Raw genomic sequence first — 17234 nt, 5'->3', positions numbered from 1 at the left:
GCCCAGGTCACCCGTGCGACGCGAGGTACGCCCGTGCGGCGTCCGGGTCGTAGAAGAAGTTCTCGAAGTCGGACGGATCGTCGAAGCCGTTGGCGAAGCGGTCGGCGACGGGCTGGAACCGGCCGCCCGCGCCGAGGATGTCCAGTACGTGCTCCGGCGGCGGGGCCAGCATCGCGTTGGTCCACTTGGTGACGTGCCGGGCGGTGTCCCAGTAGCGGTCGAAGGTGGCGCGCATCCAGTCCTCGTCGAACGGCTCCTCGCCGCGCTCCACGATGGCGGCGAGGTAGGACGCGGCACACTTGGAGGCCGAGTTGGAGCCCTGGCCGGTGATCGGGTCGTTGGCCACGACCACGTCGGCGACGCCGAGGACCAGGCCGCCGGAGGGGAGCCGGCCGATGGGGTTGCGCACGGTCGGGGCGTAGCGGCCGGCCAGGGTGCCGTTGGCGTCGGTCAGTTCGACCTTGGTGGCGCGGGCGTACTCCCAGGGCAGGAACTTCTCCATCAGCTCCAGCGTCGTGGCCAGGTGCTCGTCGGGGTCCTTGACCGACTGGAAGACGTCCAGCGGGCCGCCGGGGATGCCCTCCCAGAAGAGGATGTCGGCGCGGCCGGAGGTGGTGAGCGTCGGCATGACGAAGAGCTCGCCGACGCCGGGGACGACGTTGCAGCGCACGGCGTCGAAGTGGGGGTGCTCGGGACGCGGGCCGAGGCCGTGGACGTAAGCGACGGCCAGTGCGCGCTGCGGGGCGTCGTAGGGGGAACGCGCCGCGTCCCGGCCGAACATGGACACCAGCTCGCCCTTGCCGGCCGAGACCAGCGTCAGGTCGTAGCGGCCGGCGAAGAAGTCCAGGTCGGAGACGGCCGCGCCGTGGATGACGAGTTGGCCGCCGCGCTGTGCGAAGGTCTCCATCCAGCCGGCCATCTTGACCCGCTGGTCGACGGACTGGGCGTAGCCCTCCAGCGTGCCGACCCAGTCGATGGCACGCTGCGAGCCGCCGGGCTCGGCGTGGCTGCCGGGCGCGGCGACCGATACACCGAGGCCCTCGATGCGCGGCGCCTGGCTCTCCCAGAAGTTGACCGCCAGGTCGCGCTCGTGCTGCAGGGCGGTGTCGAACATGCACTGGGTCGACATGACCCGGCCGGAGCGGATCTCGTCGGCGGTGCGGTTGGACATCAGGGTGACGGCGTAGCCCTGGGACTGGAGGCCGAGGGCGAGCTGGAGCCCGGACTGGCCGGCTCCGACGATGAGTACTTTCCGCATGGCGGCACTCTTCTCTGTTACTGCGGTGTTCGGGGTGAGGCGTGGGGGGTGGAGCGCGGCCCCTGGGGGCGGGTCCGCGGGCGGGCCCGGTTACTCCGGCGCTTCCGCGAGCGCGTGGCCGACCAGCGTGAGCAGCGAGGTGACCACCGTGGGCCGCCGGCGCGCGTCCATGATCACGACGGGCACCCGGGGCGGTACGGTCAGCGCCTCGCGGACGTCCTCGACGGCGTACTCCTCGGTGCCCTCGAAGTGGTTGACCGCGACGATGTACGGCAGTTGGCAGCTCTCGAAGTAGTCCAGCGCCGGGAAGCAGTCCTCCAGGCGCCGGGTGTCGGCCATCACGATCGCACCGATCGCGCCGCGCACCAGGTCGTCCCACATGAACCAGAACCGCTGCTGTCCGGGCGTGCCGAACAGATACAGCACCAGGTCCTGGTCGAGGGTGATCCGGCCGAAGTCCATCGCGACCGTGGTCGTGGTCTTCTCCGGAGTGGCGGTCAGGTCGTCGGTGTCCTCGCTGGCCCGGGTCATCATCGCCTCGGTCTGCAGCGGGGTGATCTCCGAGACCGAGCCGACGAAGGTGGTCTTGCCGACACCGAAGCCGCCGGCCACCACGATCTTGGTGGCGATCGGCGCCCGCGAGCGGTCGGTCTGCCAGCTCTGCAGCCCCGCCTCGTCGGCCGTGGCCGCGGGCTCGGCCGGGCCCGTCGCCGGGGCCGTCGCCGTCGATCCGGCCGATGTCGTGTCAGAGGCTGTGAAGTCCACCCAGCACCCTCTCCAGCAGCGCGCGGTCGGGCCGGCCGGAGGGGTGCCCGGTGCCGTAGACGCGAATCCTTCCCTGGTCGGCGAGGTCGCTGAGCAGGACCCGGACGACGCCCAGCGGCATCTTCAGCAGCGCCGAGATCTCGGCCACCGAGCGCATCCGGCGGCACAGCTCGACGATCGCCCGCATCTCCGGCATCACCCGCTCGGCCCAGCCGCCACCGGTCAGCTCACGCCGCTCCTCGGGGGCCTCCAGCGCGGCCACGAACGTCTCGACGAGCAGCACATGGCCGAAGCGGGTCCGCCCGCCGGTGAGCGAATAGGGCCGCACCCGCGCGGGTTTGCGGTCCCCGCCGCGTATCGGGAGTTTGGGGTTGCTCACTGGGCGCCCTCCATCGACATGCGCAGTTCGCTGCGGAGTTCGGGGGTGAGGACATGGCCGGCCCGGCCGACGAACAGCGCCATGTGGTAGGCGACGACGTTCATGTCGCAGTCCGGGGCGGCGTGCACACCGAGCAGCGAACCGTCGCTGATCGACATGACGAACACGCTGCCCTCGTCCATGGTGATCATCGTCTGCTTGACGTCCCCACCGTCCATCAGCTTCGCGGCGCCGTGGGTGAGGCTGCCGAGCCCGGACACGATGGTGGCCAGGTCCGCACTGGACCCTTTGGGCCCGTCATCGCCGTCCGGCCGCGCCGTGGCCGCCGTCCGGTCCGGGTCGGAGCTGAGCAGCAGCAGGCCGTCGGAGGAGACCACAGCGACCGAGCGGATGCCCGGCACCTCGTCGACCAGGTTCGTCAGCAGCCAGTGCAGGTTCTGTGCCTGGCTGCTCAGTCCTTTTCCGTGAGTGGTGGGCGCTTGCGCCATCAATCGCGTGCCTCCTCGGCAATCCGGCTCTCTCCCGGGGCCCCCGCTCCGTCGGTGTCGGTCTGTGGGATGGTCTGGTCCCCTGTGCGCTCAGCGATCTCGGTCTCGACCTCGCGCCGGCCGTCCTGCGCCCCCTGCTGGAATCCGCCCAGCCGGCGCCGCAGCGCCTCGGCACCGGCCGTACCGCTCTTGCGCGGGGCCGCGGGCGCCGGGCGCTGCGCCACGATGTGCGGCGTGCGCTTGGGCAGCCCCTTGGTCGTCCGCCGCTTCTCCGGTGTCGCGGCGGGGGCCGGGTCGGTGGCCTCGGCCGCGTCGACGGCGCGCTCGGCGGCGGCGACGAACGGGTCGGTGTCCGGGGCGGGGTCGAGGTCGGCAGTGGGCGCGGCCGCCGCCTCGTCCTCCTGCGCGTCCTGGGCGGGTGCCGGGTCGGCCGCGGGTGCCGGGCTCTGGGCCGGGGCCGAGGCGTCGGCCTCGTCGGCCGCCGCCGGGTCCGTCCGCGGCACCCTCGTCTGCAGGGTGTTGGAGTTCGCCTCGGCGACCGAGCCGGGCAGCGCGGGGGTGTGCACCGCCTCCCGCGGCGCCGTCGTGGAGGGTGACGTAGCCGGGCGGGTGGCCAGTATCGAGCCGGGCAGTACGACCACGGCCGTGACGCCGCCCTGCTTGGCGTCGCGCAGCTGGACCCGGACGCCGTGCCGGGCGGCCAGCCGCACCACCACGTACAGGCCCAGTCCCAGGGCCTCGTCGACGGTCTCGGAGGACGAGGCGGCCTCGACGTCCGCCAGCCGCTCGTTGAGCTCGGCCAGCCGCTCCCCGGTCATCCCTATGCCCTCGTCCTGGACCGAGAGCATCAGCTCGCCGCTCTCCATCAGCCAGCCGGACAGCTCGACATGGGCGTCCGGCGGCGAGAACGCGGTGGCGTTCTCCAGGAGTTCGGCGACCAGATGGCTGAGGTCGTCCGCGGCGAACCCGGCGACCTGCGCGTGCGGCGGCAGCGACTCGATACGTACCCGGTCGTAGCGCTCGATCTCGCTGACCGCGGCGCGCAGCACGTCCAGCAGCGGTACCGGGCCCTGGTGGCCATTGCCGTGCTGCTCCGCGCCCGCCAGCACCAGGAGGTTCTCGCTGTTGCGGCGCATCCGCGCGGCGAAGTGGTCCAGTTTGAACAGCGTCTGAAGCCGCTCCGGGTCCCCCTCGCCCTCCTCCAGCGACTCGATGACGGCGAGCTGGCGCTCCACGAGGCCGAGGGTGCGCAGCGAGAGGTTGACGAACCGGCCGTGCACACCGGTCTGCGCGGTGGCCAGCCGCTCGGTGAGATCGGCGACCTCCTCCTTGAGCGTCGCGCTCTGCTCCTGGAGCACCTCGCGCTCGGCGACCAGCCGCTGCCGGCCGCCGACCAGCCGCTTGCGCTCGCCCTCCAGCTCGGCGGTGCGCCGCGCCGACTCGGCCACCAGGGCGTGCAGTGCGTTGACGGACCCGACGACGGCGGCGAACTCGTCGTTGCGGCCCTTGTAGCTGATCGACTCCTCCTGCGCGGGGTCGCCGGCCACCCGCTTGGCGCCGATCCGCAGCGCCGCCAGGGGCTGGGTCAGGGTGCGGGCGGCCCAGACGCCGGCGCCGACGGCCAGCAGCAGGCAGAGCGCCTCCAGGCCGATGCGGATCTCCAGCTCGGTCACGTCGTCGTCGCGCAGGGCACCGAGCCGCTCGATGTCGGCGGTGGCCATGGCCGACTCCACGCCCCGCATCAGCCCGATGCGGGTGGTGAGGGTTTCGGCCACCTTCTGGCGGCCCAGCCTCCGGTCCGCGGCGTCCAGGCGGGGCTGGTCGGTCAGCCGGGTCAGATAGCGCTCGGCGGCGGTGATGTCGGCGCCGGTGACGGTGCGTTCGTAGCGGTCCCGGGCGCCCTGACCGGCGATCTGCCGGAAGTCGCCCAGCGCGCCCTGGGCGCGGATGTGCGCGACCTGGGCGAGGGTGGTCAGCCGGGGCTGGCCGCCGCCCGCGTCGAGCCCGGCGAGCAGCAGGGCCCGGGTGCCGGCGGCCTGGTCGGTGAGGCGGCCGAGGGCGGGCAGCGCGTGGGTGTCGGCGTCGGCTGCGTCCGCGCGGGCGGGGAGGTGGCGGGCGATGGTGTCGCCGATCGCGCCGAGCGCCTGGATGACCTCGGTATAGGCGTGGTAGACCTGCTCGGCCGAATCGGTACCGGACAGCGCCCTTTGACGGGTTTGCGGGAGGTCGGACAGGAGCTTGGCGGCGGCCGCGTAGACCTTGGTGTCGCCCGAGGCGTCCTGGGCCTCGGCGCGCAGCTCGCCGATCTGCCGGTCGACGCGGACACGCTGGGGCTCGGAGGCGGCGGAGGCGTCGGCGGATACGGCGGCGTCGGCTGCGGCGGTGTGGGCAGTAGTGGCGTCGGCTGCGGCGGCGTGGGGAGCAGTCGCGCCGTTGCCGGTTCCGTTGGCTCCCGTGCCGTTGGCTCCGGTGGCGTTGGTCGCCGCTCCGTTGGTCCCCGTGCGGCCGGTCCGCGCGCCGTCGGCCCTGCCGGTGCGGCTGCCGTCGGCGCCGGATGCGCCGGGCTTGGCACCCTTGCGGCCGGCCGGTGCGGCGGCGTGTGCGGTCAGCGCGTCGCGCTCGTCGGCGAGGGAGTGCGCGAGGGCGATCGCCCGGGCGTTCAACTCGGCGAGGTCGACCAGCCGCTGGCTGTCATGGGCGTTGTCGGCCGTGGTGGCGAGGCCGGGGGCACCGGCGCCGAGGACCGCGGCGGCCACCACGGCCACCGCTCCGACGAGCCGGTTGCGCACCCGCGCCGGACGCCGCCCCGAGAGGTCGTCCCCGCCCGCCGTGCCCGACCCGTCGCCCGGTCCCGAGACCGAACCGGCCGGTGAACCCGGCTTCCCTGCGCCGCCCCGAAGCCGCATCTTCCGCACCGCTGCTCGCATTCCTGTCTCGCCTGCCCACGCCGTATGGCGTCGCGGACCCGGTTCGCTCGCCGCTCGCGGGGCGGACCTGCGCGCACACCGCAGCAGCACACACTTCCGCGAGGGTAAACAGTCCGGCTCTGCGCGTCGCGATGAACGTCCTGGTCCCGCCCTTGACCGGGCAACGACCCTTCCACCGGCGTCGCGCAGTGGCCCGGCAACACATGCCTGGCCACCTGAACGAGTGAACATCACTTGGAGTTTGACCATCAACTTCCCGGCGCCGCCGATTTCCGCGGCAGACCGGCCCGCGGCCCGGACGGGTTTGGAGATGCGTGCCGGTCCTGGAAGGATGCCCGCCCGCACGCCGCCGGCTCAGTGGTCCATACCTTCCGTACCCCGCTGACCTGCCTGTACGCCGACGCCGCCGGGAGCGCCCGGTAAGCGGGGCGGCAGCACGGCCTCCGGCAGACTTGCGGCCATGCGCATCGAACTCGCCACCGAGCCGGGTGATCCCCAACACCCAAACGAGGACTACGCGTCGGTCGCCCTGCCTGCCTTTGGCCAGGGCGGAGTCCTGGTCCTTCTGGACGGTGTGACACCGCCCGCCGAGGACTACGGATGCGTGCACACGGTGCCGTGGTTCACCGCGCGGCTCGGCGGCGCCCTGCTCGAACTGTCGGTTTCACGCCGGGATATGACACTCCCTGAGGTGTTGGCCGCCGCCCTCTCCCGGACGGCCGAAGACCATCGCGACTCCTGTGACCTTTCTCACGTCCGTACTCCGCAGGCAACCGTGGTGGCCGCGCGGTGGTCCGAGGACACCGTCGAGCATCTGGTCCTGTCCGATTCGGTGCTCCTGTTGGAGCGGGTGGACGGCTCGGTGCACCCGGTGCTGGACCCGCGGCTGGACGAGTTGCCGCCCGCGGTCCGCGCCCGGCGCGCCGCCGTGCGGGCGCTGCCCCGCGGCTCGGCGGAGCGGGCCGCGGCGGGGCGCGCGTACGGCCGCGCGGTCGAGGCGCTGCGCAACGCCGAGGGCGGCTTCTACACCGCGGCCGCCGATCCGTCGGTGGCCGCCCGCGCGGTGACCGGCAGCACCCCGCGCGCCGAGGTCCGCTCGCTGACCGCGCTCACCGACGGCGCGGGCCGCTGGGTCGAGGTCTTCCGGCAGGGCTCCTGGAAGGACTGCGTCGACCTGGTGGCCGAGCAGGGCCCGCAGTCCCTCATCGACCGGGTCCGGGCGGCGGAGGCGGCGGACCCGGAATGCGAGACCCACCCGCGCGGCAAGGCCCGTGACGACGCGGCGGTGATCTATGTGGCGCCCTGAACAATGTCCGGGAATATCCCCCGCCGCCACCACGTTGTGGCCCCGCAGGGGGCGCTCGCATCCCCTACGGAATGCGTTCGACCACCCCTACCCCCTCGCCCCTCGTCCCGCCCCTACCCCTCCTCGCCCTCCTGCTCCGTGTTCAAGCGATGCAGCAGACGCGCCAGTTCGGCCACCTCCGCGCGGTCCCACGAGGCGAGCCGGCGCGCGTACTGGGCGCGGCGCCCGTTGCGGACGCGGGTGAAGCGGGCGAGGCCTTCCTCCGTGATGCGGACGAGGACGGCGCGGCCGTCGGCCGGGTCCGGCTCGCGGGCGACCAGCCCCAACTTCTCCAGGGCGTGCAGCTGGCGGCTCATCGTGGCCTTGCCGACGCCGAAGAAGCCGGCGAGGTCGGTGGCGCGCTGCGCGCCGGCGTCGGCCAGCCGGAGCAGGAGCCCGTACGCGGACGGCTCCAGATCGGGATGCACCTCGCGGGCCAGTTCGCCGGACGAGGCCCGGGCACGGCGGAGGAATACCGCCAATTCCCTTTCCAAGGCGAGAAATACGTGGTCCTCACCAGTCGGCTCGCAGTCCGCCGCGGTACCGCCGGCTCCGGTGTTGTGCACGTCAGCGCCCATTCCCGCTTTCCTCATCTGAAAGTTTCCGCCCTCGGCGGCCGAAGCCGCAGCTCGGCCAGTATTTCGCAGGATTAGACCAACGGCAGCCCGGCAACCCTCTTTTGCCCCGTCGGTCTACGCGCGTATCGTGATATCTGGCATGACCACACCAAGCGGCCGGTCGGCGTCGAAGGTTCCGCCGCGCGTCATGCACACCGCACCTCCGTGTCATCGCGTCTGCGTCATGCCGTCAGATCATCCCCCCTCAGGTCACCCCACCGAGATCTCCGGAGACACGTATGACCGTGCTCAGATCCGGCTTCCCCCACCGCCCCGCACGCTCCCTCGCGACCGTGGCCGGGGCCCTTCTCGCGATCCTCTCCCTCCTCCTCGGCCTGCCGTCCGCCGCCGGCGCCCAGACCCCGCGGCGCGCACCGGAACCGGCCCACCCCGGGCAGGACTGGGCCGGCTCGCAGATCGCCAAGCACGAGGGCACCGCGGTCGGCACCGCCCCGCCGACGTCCGGGCTCGCGGCGTCCGTCGAGGGCGTGGACGTCAGCAGCCACAACGGCAACGTCGCCTGGTCGACGCTCTGGAACAGCGGCGTCCGCTTCGCCTACGTCAAGGCGACGGAGTCCACCAGCTACACCAACCCGTACTTCGCGCAGCAGTACAACGGCTCCTACAACGTGGGCATGATCCGCGGCGCGTACCACTTCGCCACGCCCAACACCTCCAGCGGCGCCGCCCAGGCCAACTACTTCGTCGACCACGGCGGCGGCTGGTCCAAGGACGGCAGGACGCTGCCCGGCGCGCTCGACATGGAGTACAACCCCTACGGCGCGACCTGCTACGGGCTGAGCGCGGCCGGCCTGGTCAACTGGATGAAGGACTGGTTCGCCACCTACAAGGCGCGCACCGGCCGGGACGCGGTCGTCTACACCTCCACCGGCTGGTGGAAGCAGTGCACCGGCAATTCGTCCGCCTTCGGGGCCGTCAACCCGCTGTGGATTCCGCGCTACGGCTCCTCGGCCGGCGAACTCCCGGCCGGCTGGGGTTTCCACACCATCTGGCAGTACACCTCGAGCGGCCCGACGGTCGGTGACCACAACCGCTTCAACGGCGCCTACGACCGGCTCCAGGCGCTGGCCAACGGCTGAGCGCACCGGGCCGAAGGCCCTGGGCCGCCCTCCGGACGAACGACGCGAGTTCGACGACAGGCCCTCGCTCGTGCGTACGGCCCCAGCCACGCCCGGGCCGTACGCGCCGACGGGCCCCCGCCGCACAGCCCGTGCGGCAGGGGCCCGTCCCGTCTCCCGGCGCGCGGTCTCAGGCCGCGACGGGGATTTCGGGCACGGCACCGTTGGACGCCGGCGTCAGCGCCAGCTCCAGCACCTGGCGGACATCCGCGACCGGGTGGACCTCCAGGGAGTCGAGGATCTCGGCCGGGACGTCGTCCAGATCCGGCTCGTTCCGCTTGGGGATGATCACCGTCGTGATCCCGGCCCGGTGCGCCGCGAGCAGCTTCTGCTTGACGCCCCCGATCGGCAGCACCCGCCCGGTCAGCGAGATCTCACCGGTCATCGCCACATCCGGCCGGACCTGCCGGCCCGACAGCAGCGAGGCCAGCGCCGTCGTCATCGTCACGCCCGCGCTCGGCCCGTCCTTGGGGACGGCACCGGCCGGTACGTGCAGATGCACTCCGCGCTCCTTGAGGTCGGCGACCGGCAGCTCCAGCTCCGCGCCGTGCGAGCGCAGGAACGACAGCGCGATATGCGCGGACTCCTTCATCACGTCGCCGAGCTGGCCGGTCAGCTGGAGCCCGGACGCACCGGTTTCCGGATCGGCGAGCGAGGCCTCCACGTAGAGCACGTCGCCGCCGGCGCCGGTGACCGCGAGGCCGGTGACCACACCGGGGACGGCCGTCCGCCGCTCGGCCGGGTCCTGAGCGGACTCGGGCGTGTGGTGCGGCCGCCCGAGCAGCGGGCGCAGCTGCTCCACGCCGACCGTGAACGGCAGCTCCCGCTCGCCGAGTTCGTGCTGGGCGGCGACCTTGCGCAGCAGCCGGGCGATGGCCCGCTCCAGATTCCGTACGCCCGCCTCGCGGGTGTACTCGCCCGCCAGCTTGCGCAGCGCGTCGTCCTCCAGCGCCACCTCGTCCCGCTCCAGGCCGGCCCGCTCCAGCTGGCGCGGCAGCAGGTGGTCCCGGGCGATGACGACCTTCTCGTCCTCGGTGTAGCCGTCGAGCCGGACCAGCTCCATCCGGTCCAGCAGCGGCTCGGGGATGGCTTCGAGGACGTTGGCGGTGGCCAGGAAGACCACATCGCTGAGGTCGAGTTCGACCTCCAGGTAGTGGTCGCGGAAGGTGTGGTTCTGCGCCGGGTCCAGCACCTCCAGGAGGGCGGCGGCCGGGTCGCCCCGGAAGTCGGATCCCACCTTGTCGATCTCGTCGAGGAGGACGACCGGGTTCATCGAGCCGGCCTCCTTGATGGCGCGGACGATCCGGCCGGGCAGCGCGCCGACGTACGTACGGCGGTGGCCGCGGATCTCCGCCTCGTCGCGGACGCCGCCGAGCGCGACCCGGACGAACGAGCGGCCCATGGCGCGGGCGACGGACTCGCCGAGCGAGGTCTTGCCCACACCGGGCGGGCCGACGAGGGCGAGCACGGCGCCGCCCGCCCGTCGTCCACCGCCGCCCTTGCCGGAATCGCCGTGCGAGGCCCCCTTCGCCCCGCCGCCGACGAGCCCCAGGCCGCGCTCGGCCCGTCGCTTCCTGACGGCCAGGTACTCGGTGATCCGCTCCTTGACCTCCTCCAGGCCGGCGTGGTCGGCGTCCAGCACCCGCTTGGCGCCGGGGATGTCGTAGGCGTCCTCGCTCCGTTCGTTCCACGGCAGTTCGAGGACGGTGTCCAGCCAGGTGCGGATCCACGATCCCTCGGGGCTCTGGTCGCTGGCCCGCTCCAGCTTGTCGACCTCCTTGAGGGCGGCCTTGCGGACGTCCTCGGGCAGATCGGCGGCCTCGACCCGGGCGCGGTAGTCGTCGCTCTCGTCCTCGGGGTCGCCGTTCAGCTCGGCGAGTTCCTTGCGTACCGCCTCCAGCTGCCGCCGCAGCAGGAACTCGCGCTGCTGCTTGTCGACCCCCTCCTGGACGTCCTTGGCGATGGACTCGGCGACGTCCTGTTCGGCGAGGTGGTCGCGCAGCGCCTCGGTGGCGAACTTCAGGCGGGCGACCGGGTCGGTGGTCTCCAGCAGCCGGACCTTCTGCTCGGTGGTCAGGAAGGGCGAGTAGCCGGAGTTGTCGGCCAGCGCCGACACGTCCTCGATCTGCTGGACACGGTCGACGACCTGCCAGGCGCCGCGCTTGCGCAGCCAGCTGGTGGCCAGCGCCTTGTACTCCGTGACGAGTTCGGCGACGGCATCCGGATAGGGGCCTCCCCTGCTCGAACGGAGTGGAGAGCTCGGGGAAGGATCGGGGACCTCTTCGTCGACGGTCGTGCCCTCCACCCACAGTGCGGCGCCGGGGCCGGTCGTGCCGGAACCGATCCGCACCCGGCCCAGGCCCCGGATCAGCGCTCCGGGGTCGCCGTCGGACAGCCGCCCGACCTGCTCGATCCGCCCGAGCGTGCCGATTCCCGCGTACGTGCCGTCGATGCGGGGCACAAGCAGCACCCGCGGCTTGTTACCCGAGGTGGCGGCGGCCTGTGCGGCCTCCACCGCGGCGCGGACGTCCGCGTCGGACAGGTCCAGCGGCACCACCATGCCGGGGAGCACGACCTCGTCGTCGAGCGGCAGCACGGGCAGGGTGAGCGATGTGGACGTCGAAGCCATGATCTCCCCTTCGGCAATCAAGTTGAGCTTTACCCACTCAATGCAGAGGGGTGGGGAGTTGTTCCCCCGCGCGCGTTCGCTGTGAGCGATCGCGTGCGGGGCAGGCGTCGGGGAGCGCCCGACCTACCGGTGCGCGGGACGAGTGCCGGGGCGCCCGGCTTACCAGTGCGCGGGTTGAGCGCCCGACTACCAGTGCGCGGGACGGGTCAGCGTCTCGGGCAGCTTGGTGGCGGCATTGCCCCGGGCCGCGTTCAGCTGGGACTGGGTCAGGAAGAGGGCGCCGGTGAGATCGGCACCGCTCAGGTCGGCGTCGCGCAGATCGGCGCCGATCACATCGGCCCGGCGCAGATCGGCGCCCTTGAGGTCGGCGGCGATGAGGTACGCGCCGCGGAGGTTGGCGCCCTGGAGGTCGGCGCCCTTGAGGCGAGCGCCCATGAGGTCGGCGCCCCGCCGCTCCTTCTTGCGGCCCGGGACCTTGGCCCGTACGAGCTCGCTGGTACGCAGCAGCAGGGCGTTGACCTCGCCCCGGTGGGCCGGCACGTCCAGCGCGGCGAGTTCCTCGGCGCTGCCGCGGGTGAGGCGTTCGGTCTTCTCCAGCGCGGCCCGCAGGTCGGCGTGCAGGGGGCGGGCGGCCCGCAGGGTGAGCGCCTCGGCCAGGTACCAGAGCAGTTCGTGCAGCTGCCGCATGACGGGGAACACGTCGAACATCTGCCGGGCGGTGCCCGGTGCCTGCCGCCAGTCCCGTCCGCCGAAGGTGACCTGGGAGACCTTCTGCCCGGCGCCGAAGCAGTCGAAGACGGTGCAGCCGGAGAAGCCGCGCTCGCGCAGATCGGTGTGGACACCGCAACGGAAGTCGGTCTGCAGGTTGGGGCAGGGCCGGCCGGCCTCCTTGTCGAGGGCGAAGTCCGCGGAGGCCGCGAACGGCAGCGCGACGCAGCACAGCCCGAAACAGCTGCCGCAGTCGGACTGCAGGCCCAGCTCGACAGTGTCCGGATGTGATTGCTTGCGCTCGGGCGCGCGGTCTGGGGACAAGGTGCGGATACTCCTGTGGCCGGCGTGCGCCGCAGGGGCGGCGCCTGGAAGGGACGTCCATTCTCCCAGGCCCGGACGGGTGGCGCGGTTGGCCGGTTTCGCTCGCCGCGGGGCGCCGGCGGTTCGCCAACGCGGCGCCGGCGGCCGGGCGTTGTCAGTGGTCGCCCCTAGCCTCGGGTCCATGAGCATGATCGGACAGTTCGCACGTGTCACCCCCACCGAATTCGACCGCGCCCTCGACGACCCCGAGTGGGCGTACAAGCTGGTCGTCGGGCGGATGGAAGCGGAAGCCGGACGGCCCGCGGAGCCGGCCGCGGCCCGCTGCCTGGACGTCGACAAGGCCTGGGACGCCCTCGGGTTCCTGCTGCGCCGGGCGGCCTTCCCGGTGGAGATCGTGTACGGCGAGGAGGACGTCCCGGCGGCCGACGACTGGGGCTACGGACCGCCTCGTTACCTGACCGCCGAGCGGGTGCGGGTCGCCGCCGAGGCGCTCGCGGAGATATCCGGCGCGGATCTGACGGCCGGCGTCGGCCCGGAGGACCTCGCCTTGGCGGCGGTGTATCCGTCGATCGTGTGGGAGCGCGGCGAGTCCCTGGACTATGTGCGCGAGCACTACGACGCGCTGCGTCCGTTCTTCCGTGCGGCGGCGGACCAGGGGGACGCCGTGCTCGTCTGGCTCGGTTAGGAGGAGGCGCGGGCGGGTGCCGGTGGATCGCCCCGGGTCTGATCCGGGGCCGATCCACCGGCGACGGCCGGGGCCCGGCGCACCGGGTCAGTAGGTCCGCACGCCCCGCAGCGCCGGATGCCCCAGGTCGCCGAGGAGCGGCCGGGGACCGGCGCGGCCGGCGCGCCAGCGGCGCAGCAGAGGCCAGCAGGCCATGCCCACGGCGAGGGACATCAGATGCCCCCAGTCGGTCATCGGGTCCAGGTAGGCGAGCAGATCGGTCAGCGCCAGGTAGCCCACGCCGGCCAGGAGGGGCCAGCGCGCCCAGGCCGGCAGCAGGCCCGCGAGGGCTCCGGTGCAGGTCATCACGCCGAAGCTGATGCCGTAGTCGAGGCGGTGCAGGGAGCTCTCCGGCAACTGCCCGGCGGCGACGGAGAAGGCCACCGGCACCTCGGTGGCGAGGGTGGCCAGGGCATGGCCGCCGAAGAAGACCGCGGCGCTGCGCAGCCCGCCGATCCGCCGCTCCAGGGCCGTCAGGACGAGGAGGAAGGCGAGGGCGTAGGCGGAGGCCAGTCCGCCGGCTATCCACAGGGCGCTGGCGGCCAGCACCAGCAGTGGGGCCTTGGTCAGGTGGACGACGTCCGTGCTGGAGCCCCGCAGCAGTTCGGAGACCAGGTGGGGGTCGGCGTGTTCGGCGAAGAGGGAGGTGGCGGCGAGCAGGACGGCGTAACCGAAGGTGAAGGGGGTGCCGGTGGGGGTGGGCAGGAGCCGCCACACCCGTCGGCGCAGCCGCTCGGCGGCGGGCCCGGTGCTCGCCCGGCGCAGTCGCTCGGCGGCCGGCCCGGCGCCGGCTCCCGCAGTGTCGCCCGGGGCTCTATCGGCCCGTGTCCCTCCGGCGGTTCCCAGCCAGCTCACGTGGCGGTCCCTCCCGTCCATGGCTCATCCGGTGAGCCACGCCCCATCTCCCCCCGGGCGGTGCGTGCTCGTTCTGCTGTGCACAACGTCGCGGACCACCCTGCCTGCTCAACCCATGAGGAAGTTGTGAGAGTGATATGCCTCACATCAGGCAACTGCCGTCGCGGCGCCCGCGTCAGGGTGTCGGCGGCCCGCTCGCCCCGAATCGCGTTGCCCGGCGCGACCCGTGTTGGCCACCATGGGCGCCATGGCTTCCGTTACTCCGTCGCAGACGCCCGGCCCCGCAGCAGCCCCCCGCACGATCGACCGCCGCGAGGGCCCGTACGGCGAGGTGGTGCTGCGATTGCGGGCCGGATCCCCCGCCGGACCGGAAGGGCCGGAAGGACCGGCGGCCCCGGTGGTCTACGAGATCATCGCCAACGGCTGCTTCCTGATGGACACCTCCGACGGCCGGTCCGAGCGGCTGCTGATCGACGCCGCGCTGGACGCACTCCCCGCCGACCGCGAGCGGCCCTCGGTACTGATCGGCGGCCTGGGCGTCGGCTTCTCCCTGGCCAGGGCGGCCGAGCAGCCGAGGTGGGGCCGGATCACCGTCGTCGAGCGCGAGGAGGCGGTCATCGACTGGCACCGCGGCGGCCCGCTGTCGGCCGTCTCGGCGGCCGCGCTGGCCGATCCGCGCTGCGCGGTCCTGCACACCGACCTCGTCGCCCATCTGCGCGGCGAGACCGGCCCCCGGACCACCTATGACGCACTGTGCCTGGACATCGACAACGGCCCCGACTGGACCGTCACCGAGGACAACGGCAGCCTCTACTCCCCCACCGGACTCGCCGCCTGCCGCGACCGCCTCTCGCCCGGCGGAGTGCTCGCCGTATGGTCCGCGCAGCCCTCGCCGGCCTTCGAAGAGGCCCTGCGAAATGCCGGATTCAGCGAGGTACGTACGGAAGAGATCCCCGTTGTCCGAGGCGTCCCCGACGTGGTCCACCTCGCGCGCAAGGGCGCGTAGCCGACAGTCACACCATGCCCGTACGCTGCTGCCCAGCTAGTACGCGACCACGCAGGGACATGCAGGGGCGGGCGATGGACCAGACTCAGACAACGCAGGGCGGCGCCGCCGCCACGCCGGGCGCCCAGCGCCGGGTACTGGTCGTGGAGGACGACCCGACGATCGTCGACGCCATCGCGGCCCGGCTGCGCGCCGAGGGCTTCCAGGTGCAGACGGCCACGGACGGCCCGGCCGCCGTGGACACCGCCGAGGCCTGGCAGCCCGATCTGCTGGTCCTCGATGTGATGCTGCCGGGCTTCGACGGCCTGGAGGTGTGCCGCCGCGTCCAGGCGCAGCGCCCGGTGCCGGTGATGATGCTCACGGCCCGGGACGACGAGACCGACATGCTGGTCGGCCTCGGCGTCGGCGCCGACGACTACATGACCAAGCCGTTCTCGATGCGCGAGCTGGCCGCCCGGGTGCACGTCCTGCTGCGCCGGGTCGAGCGCGCCGCGCTGGCCGCCCACACCCCCCGCAGCGGCATCCTGCGGCTGGGCGAGCTGGAGATCGACCACGCCCAGCGCCGGGTGCGGGTGCGCGGTGCGGACGTCCATCTGACGCCCACCGAGTTCGATCTGCTGGTCTGCCTGGCGAACACGCCGCGCGCGGTGCTCTCCCGTGAGCAGCTGCTGGCCGAGGTGTGGGACTGGGCGGACGCCTCCGGGACCCGTACGGTCGACAGCCACATCAAGGCGCTGCGCCGCAAGATCGGCGCCGAGCGCATCCGCACGGTCCACGGGGTCGGCTACGCCCTGGAGACTCCGGCCGCATGAAGCGGTGGCAGCAGCGCCTGCGCGAGCTGTGGCAGCAGGTCTGGGACGCGCTGCGCCCGCTGGACCCGTACCGCTCCGTCAAGGCGGCGCTCGGTGCGCTGGTCAGCGTTTCGGTGATCATTACCACCCTGCTGGTGTTCGTCGCGATGCACTCGGCCACCGAGCTGCGGGTGATCACGATCTTCTCGATCATCGCCTCGCTGCTGCTCACCCAGTTCGTGGCGAACAGCCTGACCGCCCCGCTGGGGGAGATGACGGACGTCACCCGCTCGATGGCGCACGGTGACTACAGCCGCCGGGTGCGCTCGGCCCGCCGCGACGAGTTCGGCGACCTGGCGAACGCCTTCAACCGGATGGCCGCCGACCTGGAGGCGGTGGACACCCACCGCAAGGAGCTGGTCGCCAACGTCTCGCACGAGCTGCGCACCCCCATCGCCGCGCTGCGCGCCGTCCTGGAGAACGTCGTCGACGGGGTCAGCGAGCCCGATCCGGAGACGATGCGCACGGCGCTGCGGCAGACCGAGCGGCTGGGCCGCCTGGTCGAGCACCTCCTGGACCTGTCCCGGCTGGACAACGGCGTGGTGCCGCTGCACGCCCGGCGCTTCGAGGTCTGGCCGTATCTGTCCGGGGTGCTCAAGGAGGCCAATATGAGCCGCGGCGCCTCCACGCTGTCCGGACTGGCCGGCTCCGGCACCCACACCCGTACGGACGTCCACCTCCACCTCGACGTCTCGCCGCCGGAGCTGACCGCGCACGCCGACGCCGAGCGGCTCCACCAGGTCGTGGCGAATCTCATCGACAACGCGATCAAGCACAGCCCGCGCCACGGCCGGGTCACGGTGCACGCCCGGCGCGGCGAGGGCCCGGAGAGCCTGGAGCTGGAGGTGCAGGACGAGGGGCCCGGCATCCCCGAGTCGGAGCGCTACCGGGTCTTCGAGCGGTTCAACCGCGGCGGCCCGGCCCCCTCGGGTCCCGGCAGCGACGGCGGCACGGGCCTGGGCCTGGCGATCGCCCGCTGGGCGGTGGATCTGCACGGCGGACGGATCGGCGTGGCCGAATCCGCTCGGGGTTGCCGGATCCGGGTCACTCTTCCGGGGCTGGAGTCGACGCGTAGCTGACGTCCACGTTGACGTTCGGTGACGTAGGGTCGGTGGTAGGAGCACTCATCCCATGGGTGCGACGGCGGTGAGTCCTACCCGCACACGGGCAAACCCCGTGTGTTTCCCGCCAAGTCATGCCCCGAAACCCCTTCGGGAAT

The 17234-nt window shown here is 72.8% G+C and carries 15 protein-coding genes; 6 read left to right on the top strand and 9 right to left on the bottom strand.

Annotated features, from left to right (window positions below):
- Positions 1-7: 7 nt before the first annotated feature.
- The 5 genes from WAB15_RS27750 to WAB15_RS27730 form a co-directional block, all read right to left on the bottom strand.
- Positions 8-1258 carry a styrene monooxygenase/indole monooxygenase family protein gene (locus tag WAB15_RS27750; RefSeq protein ID WP_399149544.1) on the bottom strand — a complete coding sequence of 417 codons (1251 nt, stop codon included), beginning with the start codon at positions 1256-1258 and terminating at the stop codon, positions 8-10.
- Positions 1259-1348: 90 nt separating this feature from the next.
- Positions 1349-1924, bottom strand: coding sequence for a GTP-binding protein (locus tag WAB15_RS27745; RefSeq protein WP_399149612.1), 576 nt, complete (start codon positions 1922-1924; stop codon positions 1349-1351).
- A 79-nt stretch (positions 1925-2003) separates the two neighbouring features.
- A complete protein-coding gene (locus WAB15_RS27740) occupies positions 2004-2402 on the bottom strand; it encodes a DUF742 domain-containing protein (protein ID WP_399149543.1) in 399 nt (132 codons plus the stop codon).
- A complete protein-coding gene (locus WAB15_RS27735; RefSeq protein WP_407287907.1) occupies positions 2399-2890 on the bottom strand; it encodes a roadblock/LC7 domain-containing protein in 492 nt (163 codons plus the stop codon). Before WAB15_RS27735 ends, WAB15_RS27740 begins: the two co-directional genes overlap by 4 nt.
- Positions 2890-5796, bottom strand: coding sequence for a nitrate- and nitrite sensing domain-containing protein (locus tag WAB15_RS27730; RefSeq protein ID WP_407287906.1), 2907 nt, complete (start codon positions 5794-5796; stop codon positions 2890-2892). Before WAB15_RS27730 ends, WAB15_RS27735 begins: the two co-directional genes overlap by 1 nt.
- A gap of 481 nt (positions 5797-6277) precedes the next feature.
- Here WAB15_RS27730 and WAB15_RS27725 point away from each other — a divergent pair, with 481 nt between their 5' ends.
- Positions 6278-7123, top strand: coding sequence for a hypothetical protein (locus tag WAB15_RS27725; RefSeq protein WP_407287905.1), 846 nt, complete (start codon positions 6278-6280; stop codon positions 7121-7123).
- A 113-nt stretch (positions 7124-7236) separates the two neighbouring features.
- Here the strand turns inward: WAB15_RS27725 and WAB15_RS27720 are convergent, their stop codons facing one another.
- Entirely contained in the window at positions 7237-7740 is a 504-nt protein-coding gene (locus WAB15_RS27720; RefSeq protein ID WP_399149539.1) for a MarR family winged helix-turn-helix transcriptional regulator, read from the bottom strand.
- A gap of 278 nt (positions 7741-8018) precedes the next feature.
- On the opposite strand from WAB15_RS27720, the gene WAB15_RS27715 reads away from it, so the two are divergent.
- On the top strand, positions 8019-8879 hold the full coding sequence (locus tag WAB15_RS27715; protein ID WP_399149538.1) for a lysozyme: 861 nt from the start codon (positions 8019-8021) through the stop codon (positions 8877-8879).
- Positions 8880-9048: 169 nt separating this feature from the next.
- On the opposite strand, the gene lon is transcribed toward WAB15_RS27715, so the two are convergent.
- Together lon and WAB15_RS27705 are read right to left on the bottom strand one after the other, a co-directional pair.
- Positions 9049-11547 carry an endopeptidase La gene (gene lon, locus WAB15_RS27710; protein ID WP_407287904.1) on the bottom strand — a complete coding sequence of 833 codons (2499 nt, stop codon included), beginning with the start codon at positions 11545-11547 and terminating at the stop codon, positions 9049-9051.
- A 186-nt stretch (positions 11548-11733) separates the two neighbouring features.
- The gene (locus WAB15_RS27705; RefSeq protein ID WP_399149536.1) at positions 11734-12579 is read right to left on the bottom strand and encodes a pentapeptide repeat-containing protein; all 846 of its coding nucleotides are present in this window, start codon (positions 12577-12579) and stop codon (positions 11734-11736) included.
- A 181-nt stretch (positions 12580-12760) separates the two neighbouring features.
- On the opposite strand from WAB15_RS27705, the gene WAB15_RS27700 reads away from it, so the two are divergent.
- Positions 12761-13264, top strand: a complete 504-nt coding sequence (locus WAB15_RS27700; RefSeq protein ID WP_407287903.1) for a YfbM family protein — start codon at positions 12761-12763, stop codon at positions 13262-13264.
- Between the two features lie 87 nt (positions 13265-13351).
- Here WAB15_RS27700 and WAB15_RS27695 read toward each other — a convergent pair whose 3' ends face one another.
- Positions 13352-14158, bottom strand: coding sequence for a rhomboid-like protein (locus WAB15_RS27695; RefSeq protein ID WP_407287902.1), 807 nt, complete (start codon positions 14156-14158; stop codon positions 13352-13354).
- A gap of 247 nt (positions 14159-14405) precedes the next feature.
- Between WAB15_RS27695 and WAB15_RS27690 the strand changes: the two genes are divergently transcribed.
- From WAB15_RS27690 to WAB15_RS27680, 3 genes are all read left to right on the top strand, one after another.
- Positions 14406-15164, top strand: a complete 759-nt coding sequence (locus tag WAB15_RS27690; RefSeq protein WP_407287901.1) for a spermidine synthase — start codon at positions 14406-14408, stop codon at positions 15162-15164.
- Between the two features lie 74 nt (positions 15165-15238).
- Positions 15239-15976 carry a response regulator transcription factor gene (locus WAB15_RS27685; protein ID WP_399149532.1) on the top strand — a complete coding sequence of 246 codons (738 nt, stop codon included), beginning with the start codon at positions 15239-15241 and terminating at the stop codon, positions 15974-15976.
- A complete protein-coding gene (locus tag WAB15_RS27680; protein WP_399149531.1) occupies positions 15973-17094 on the top strand; it encodes a sensor histidine kinase in 1122 nt (373 codons plus the stop codon). Before WAB15_RS27685 ends, WAB15_RS27680 begins: the two co-directional genes overlap by 4 nt.
- Positions 17095-17234 lie beyond the last annotated feature (140 nt).

The organism is Streptomyces sirii, assembly GCF_045690365.1.
GTDB lineage: Bacteria > Actinomycetota > Actinomycetes > Streptomycetales > Streptomycetaceae > Streptomyces > Streptomyces sirii.
Note: the sequence above shows the minus strand (reverse complement) of the source record. Positions and strands in the feature narration are given on the sequence as shown.

Bases quoted from the DNA above. Each gene is read 5' to 3' on its own strand.
- WAB15_RS27750 (WP_399149544.1), bottom strand. From the start codon at position 1,258: ATGCGGAAAGTACTCATCGTCGGAGCCGGCCAGTCCGGGCTCCAGCTC.
- WAB15_RS27735 (WP_407287907.1), bottom strand. From the start codon at position 2,890: ATGGCGCAAGCGCCCACCACTCACGGAAAAGGACTGAGCAGCCAGGCA.
- WAB15_RS27730 (WP_407287906.1), bottom strand. From the start codon at position 5,796: ATGCGGCTTCGGGGCGGCGCAGGGAAGCCGGGTTCACCGGCCGGTTCG.
- WAB15_RS27725 (WP_407287905.1), top strand. From the start codon at position 6,278: ATGCGCATCGAACTCGCCACCGAGCCGGGTGATCCCCAACACCCAAAC.
- WAB15_RS27720 (WP_399149539.1), bottom strand. From the start codon at position 7,740: ATGGGCGCTGACGTGCACAACACCGGAGCCGGCGGTACCGCGGCGGAC.
- WAB15_RS27715 (WP_399149538.1), top strand. From the start codon at position 8,019: ATGACCGTGCTCAGATCCGGCTTCCCCCACCGCCCCGCACGCTCCCTC.
- lon (WP_407287904.1), bottom strand. From the start codon at position 11,547: ATGGCTTCGACGTCCACATCGCTCACCCTGCCCGTGCTGCCGCTCGAC.
- WAB15_RS27700 (WP_407287903.1), top strand. From the start codon at position 12,761: ATGAGCATGATCGGACAGTTCGCACGTGTCACCCCCACCGAATTCGAC.
- WAB15_RS27690 (WP_407287901.1), top strand. From the start codon at position 14,406: ATGGCTTCCGTTACTCCGTCGCAGACGCCCGGCCCCGCAGCAGCCCCC.
- WAB15_RS27685 (WP_399149532.1), top strand. From the start codon at position 15,239: ATGGACCAGACTCAGACAACGCAGGGCGGCGCCGCCGCCACGCCGGGC.
- WAB15_RS27680 (WP_399149531.1), top strand. From the start codon at position 15,973: ATGAAGCGGTGGCAGCAGCGCCTGCGCGAGCTGTGGCAGCAGGTCTGG.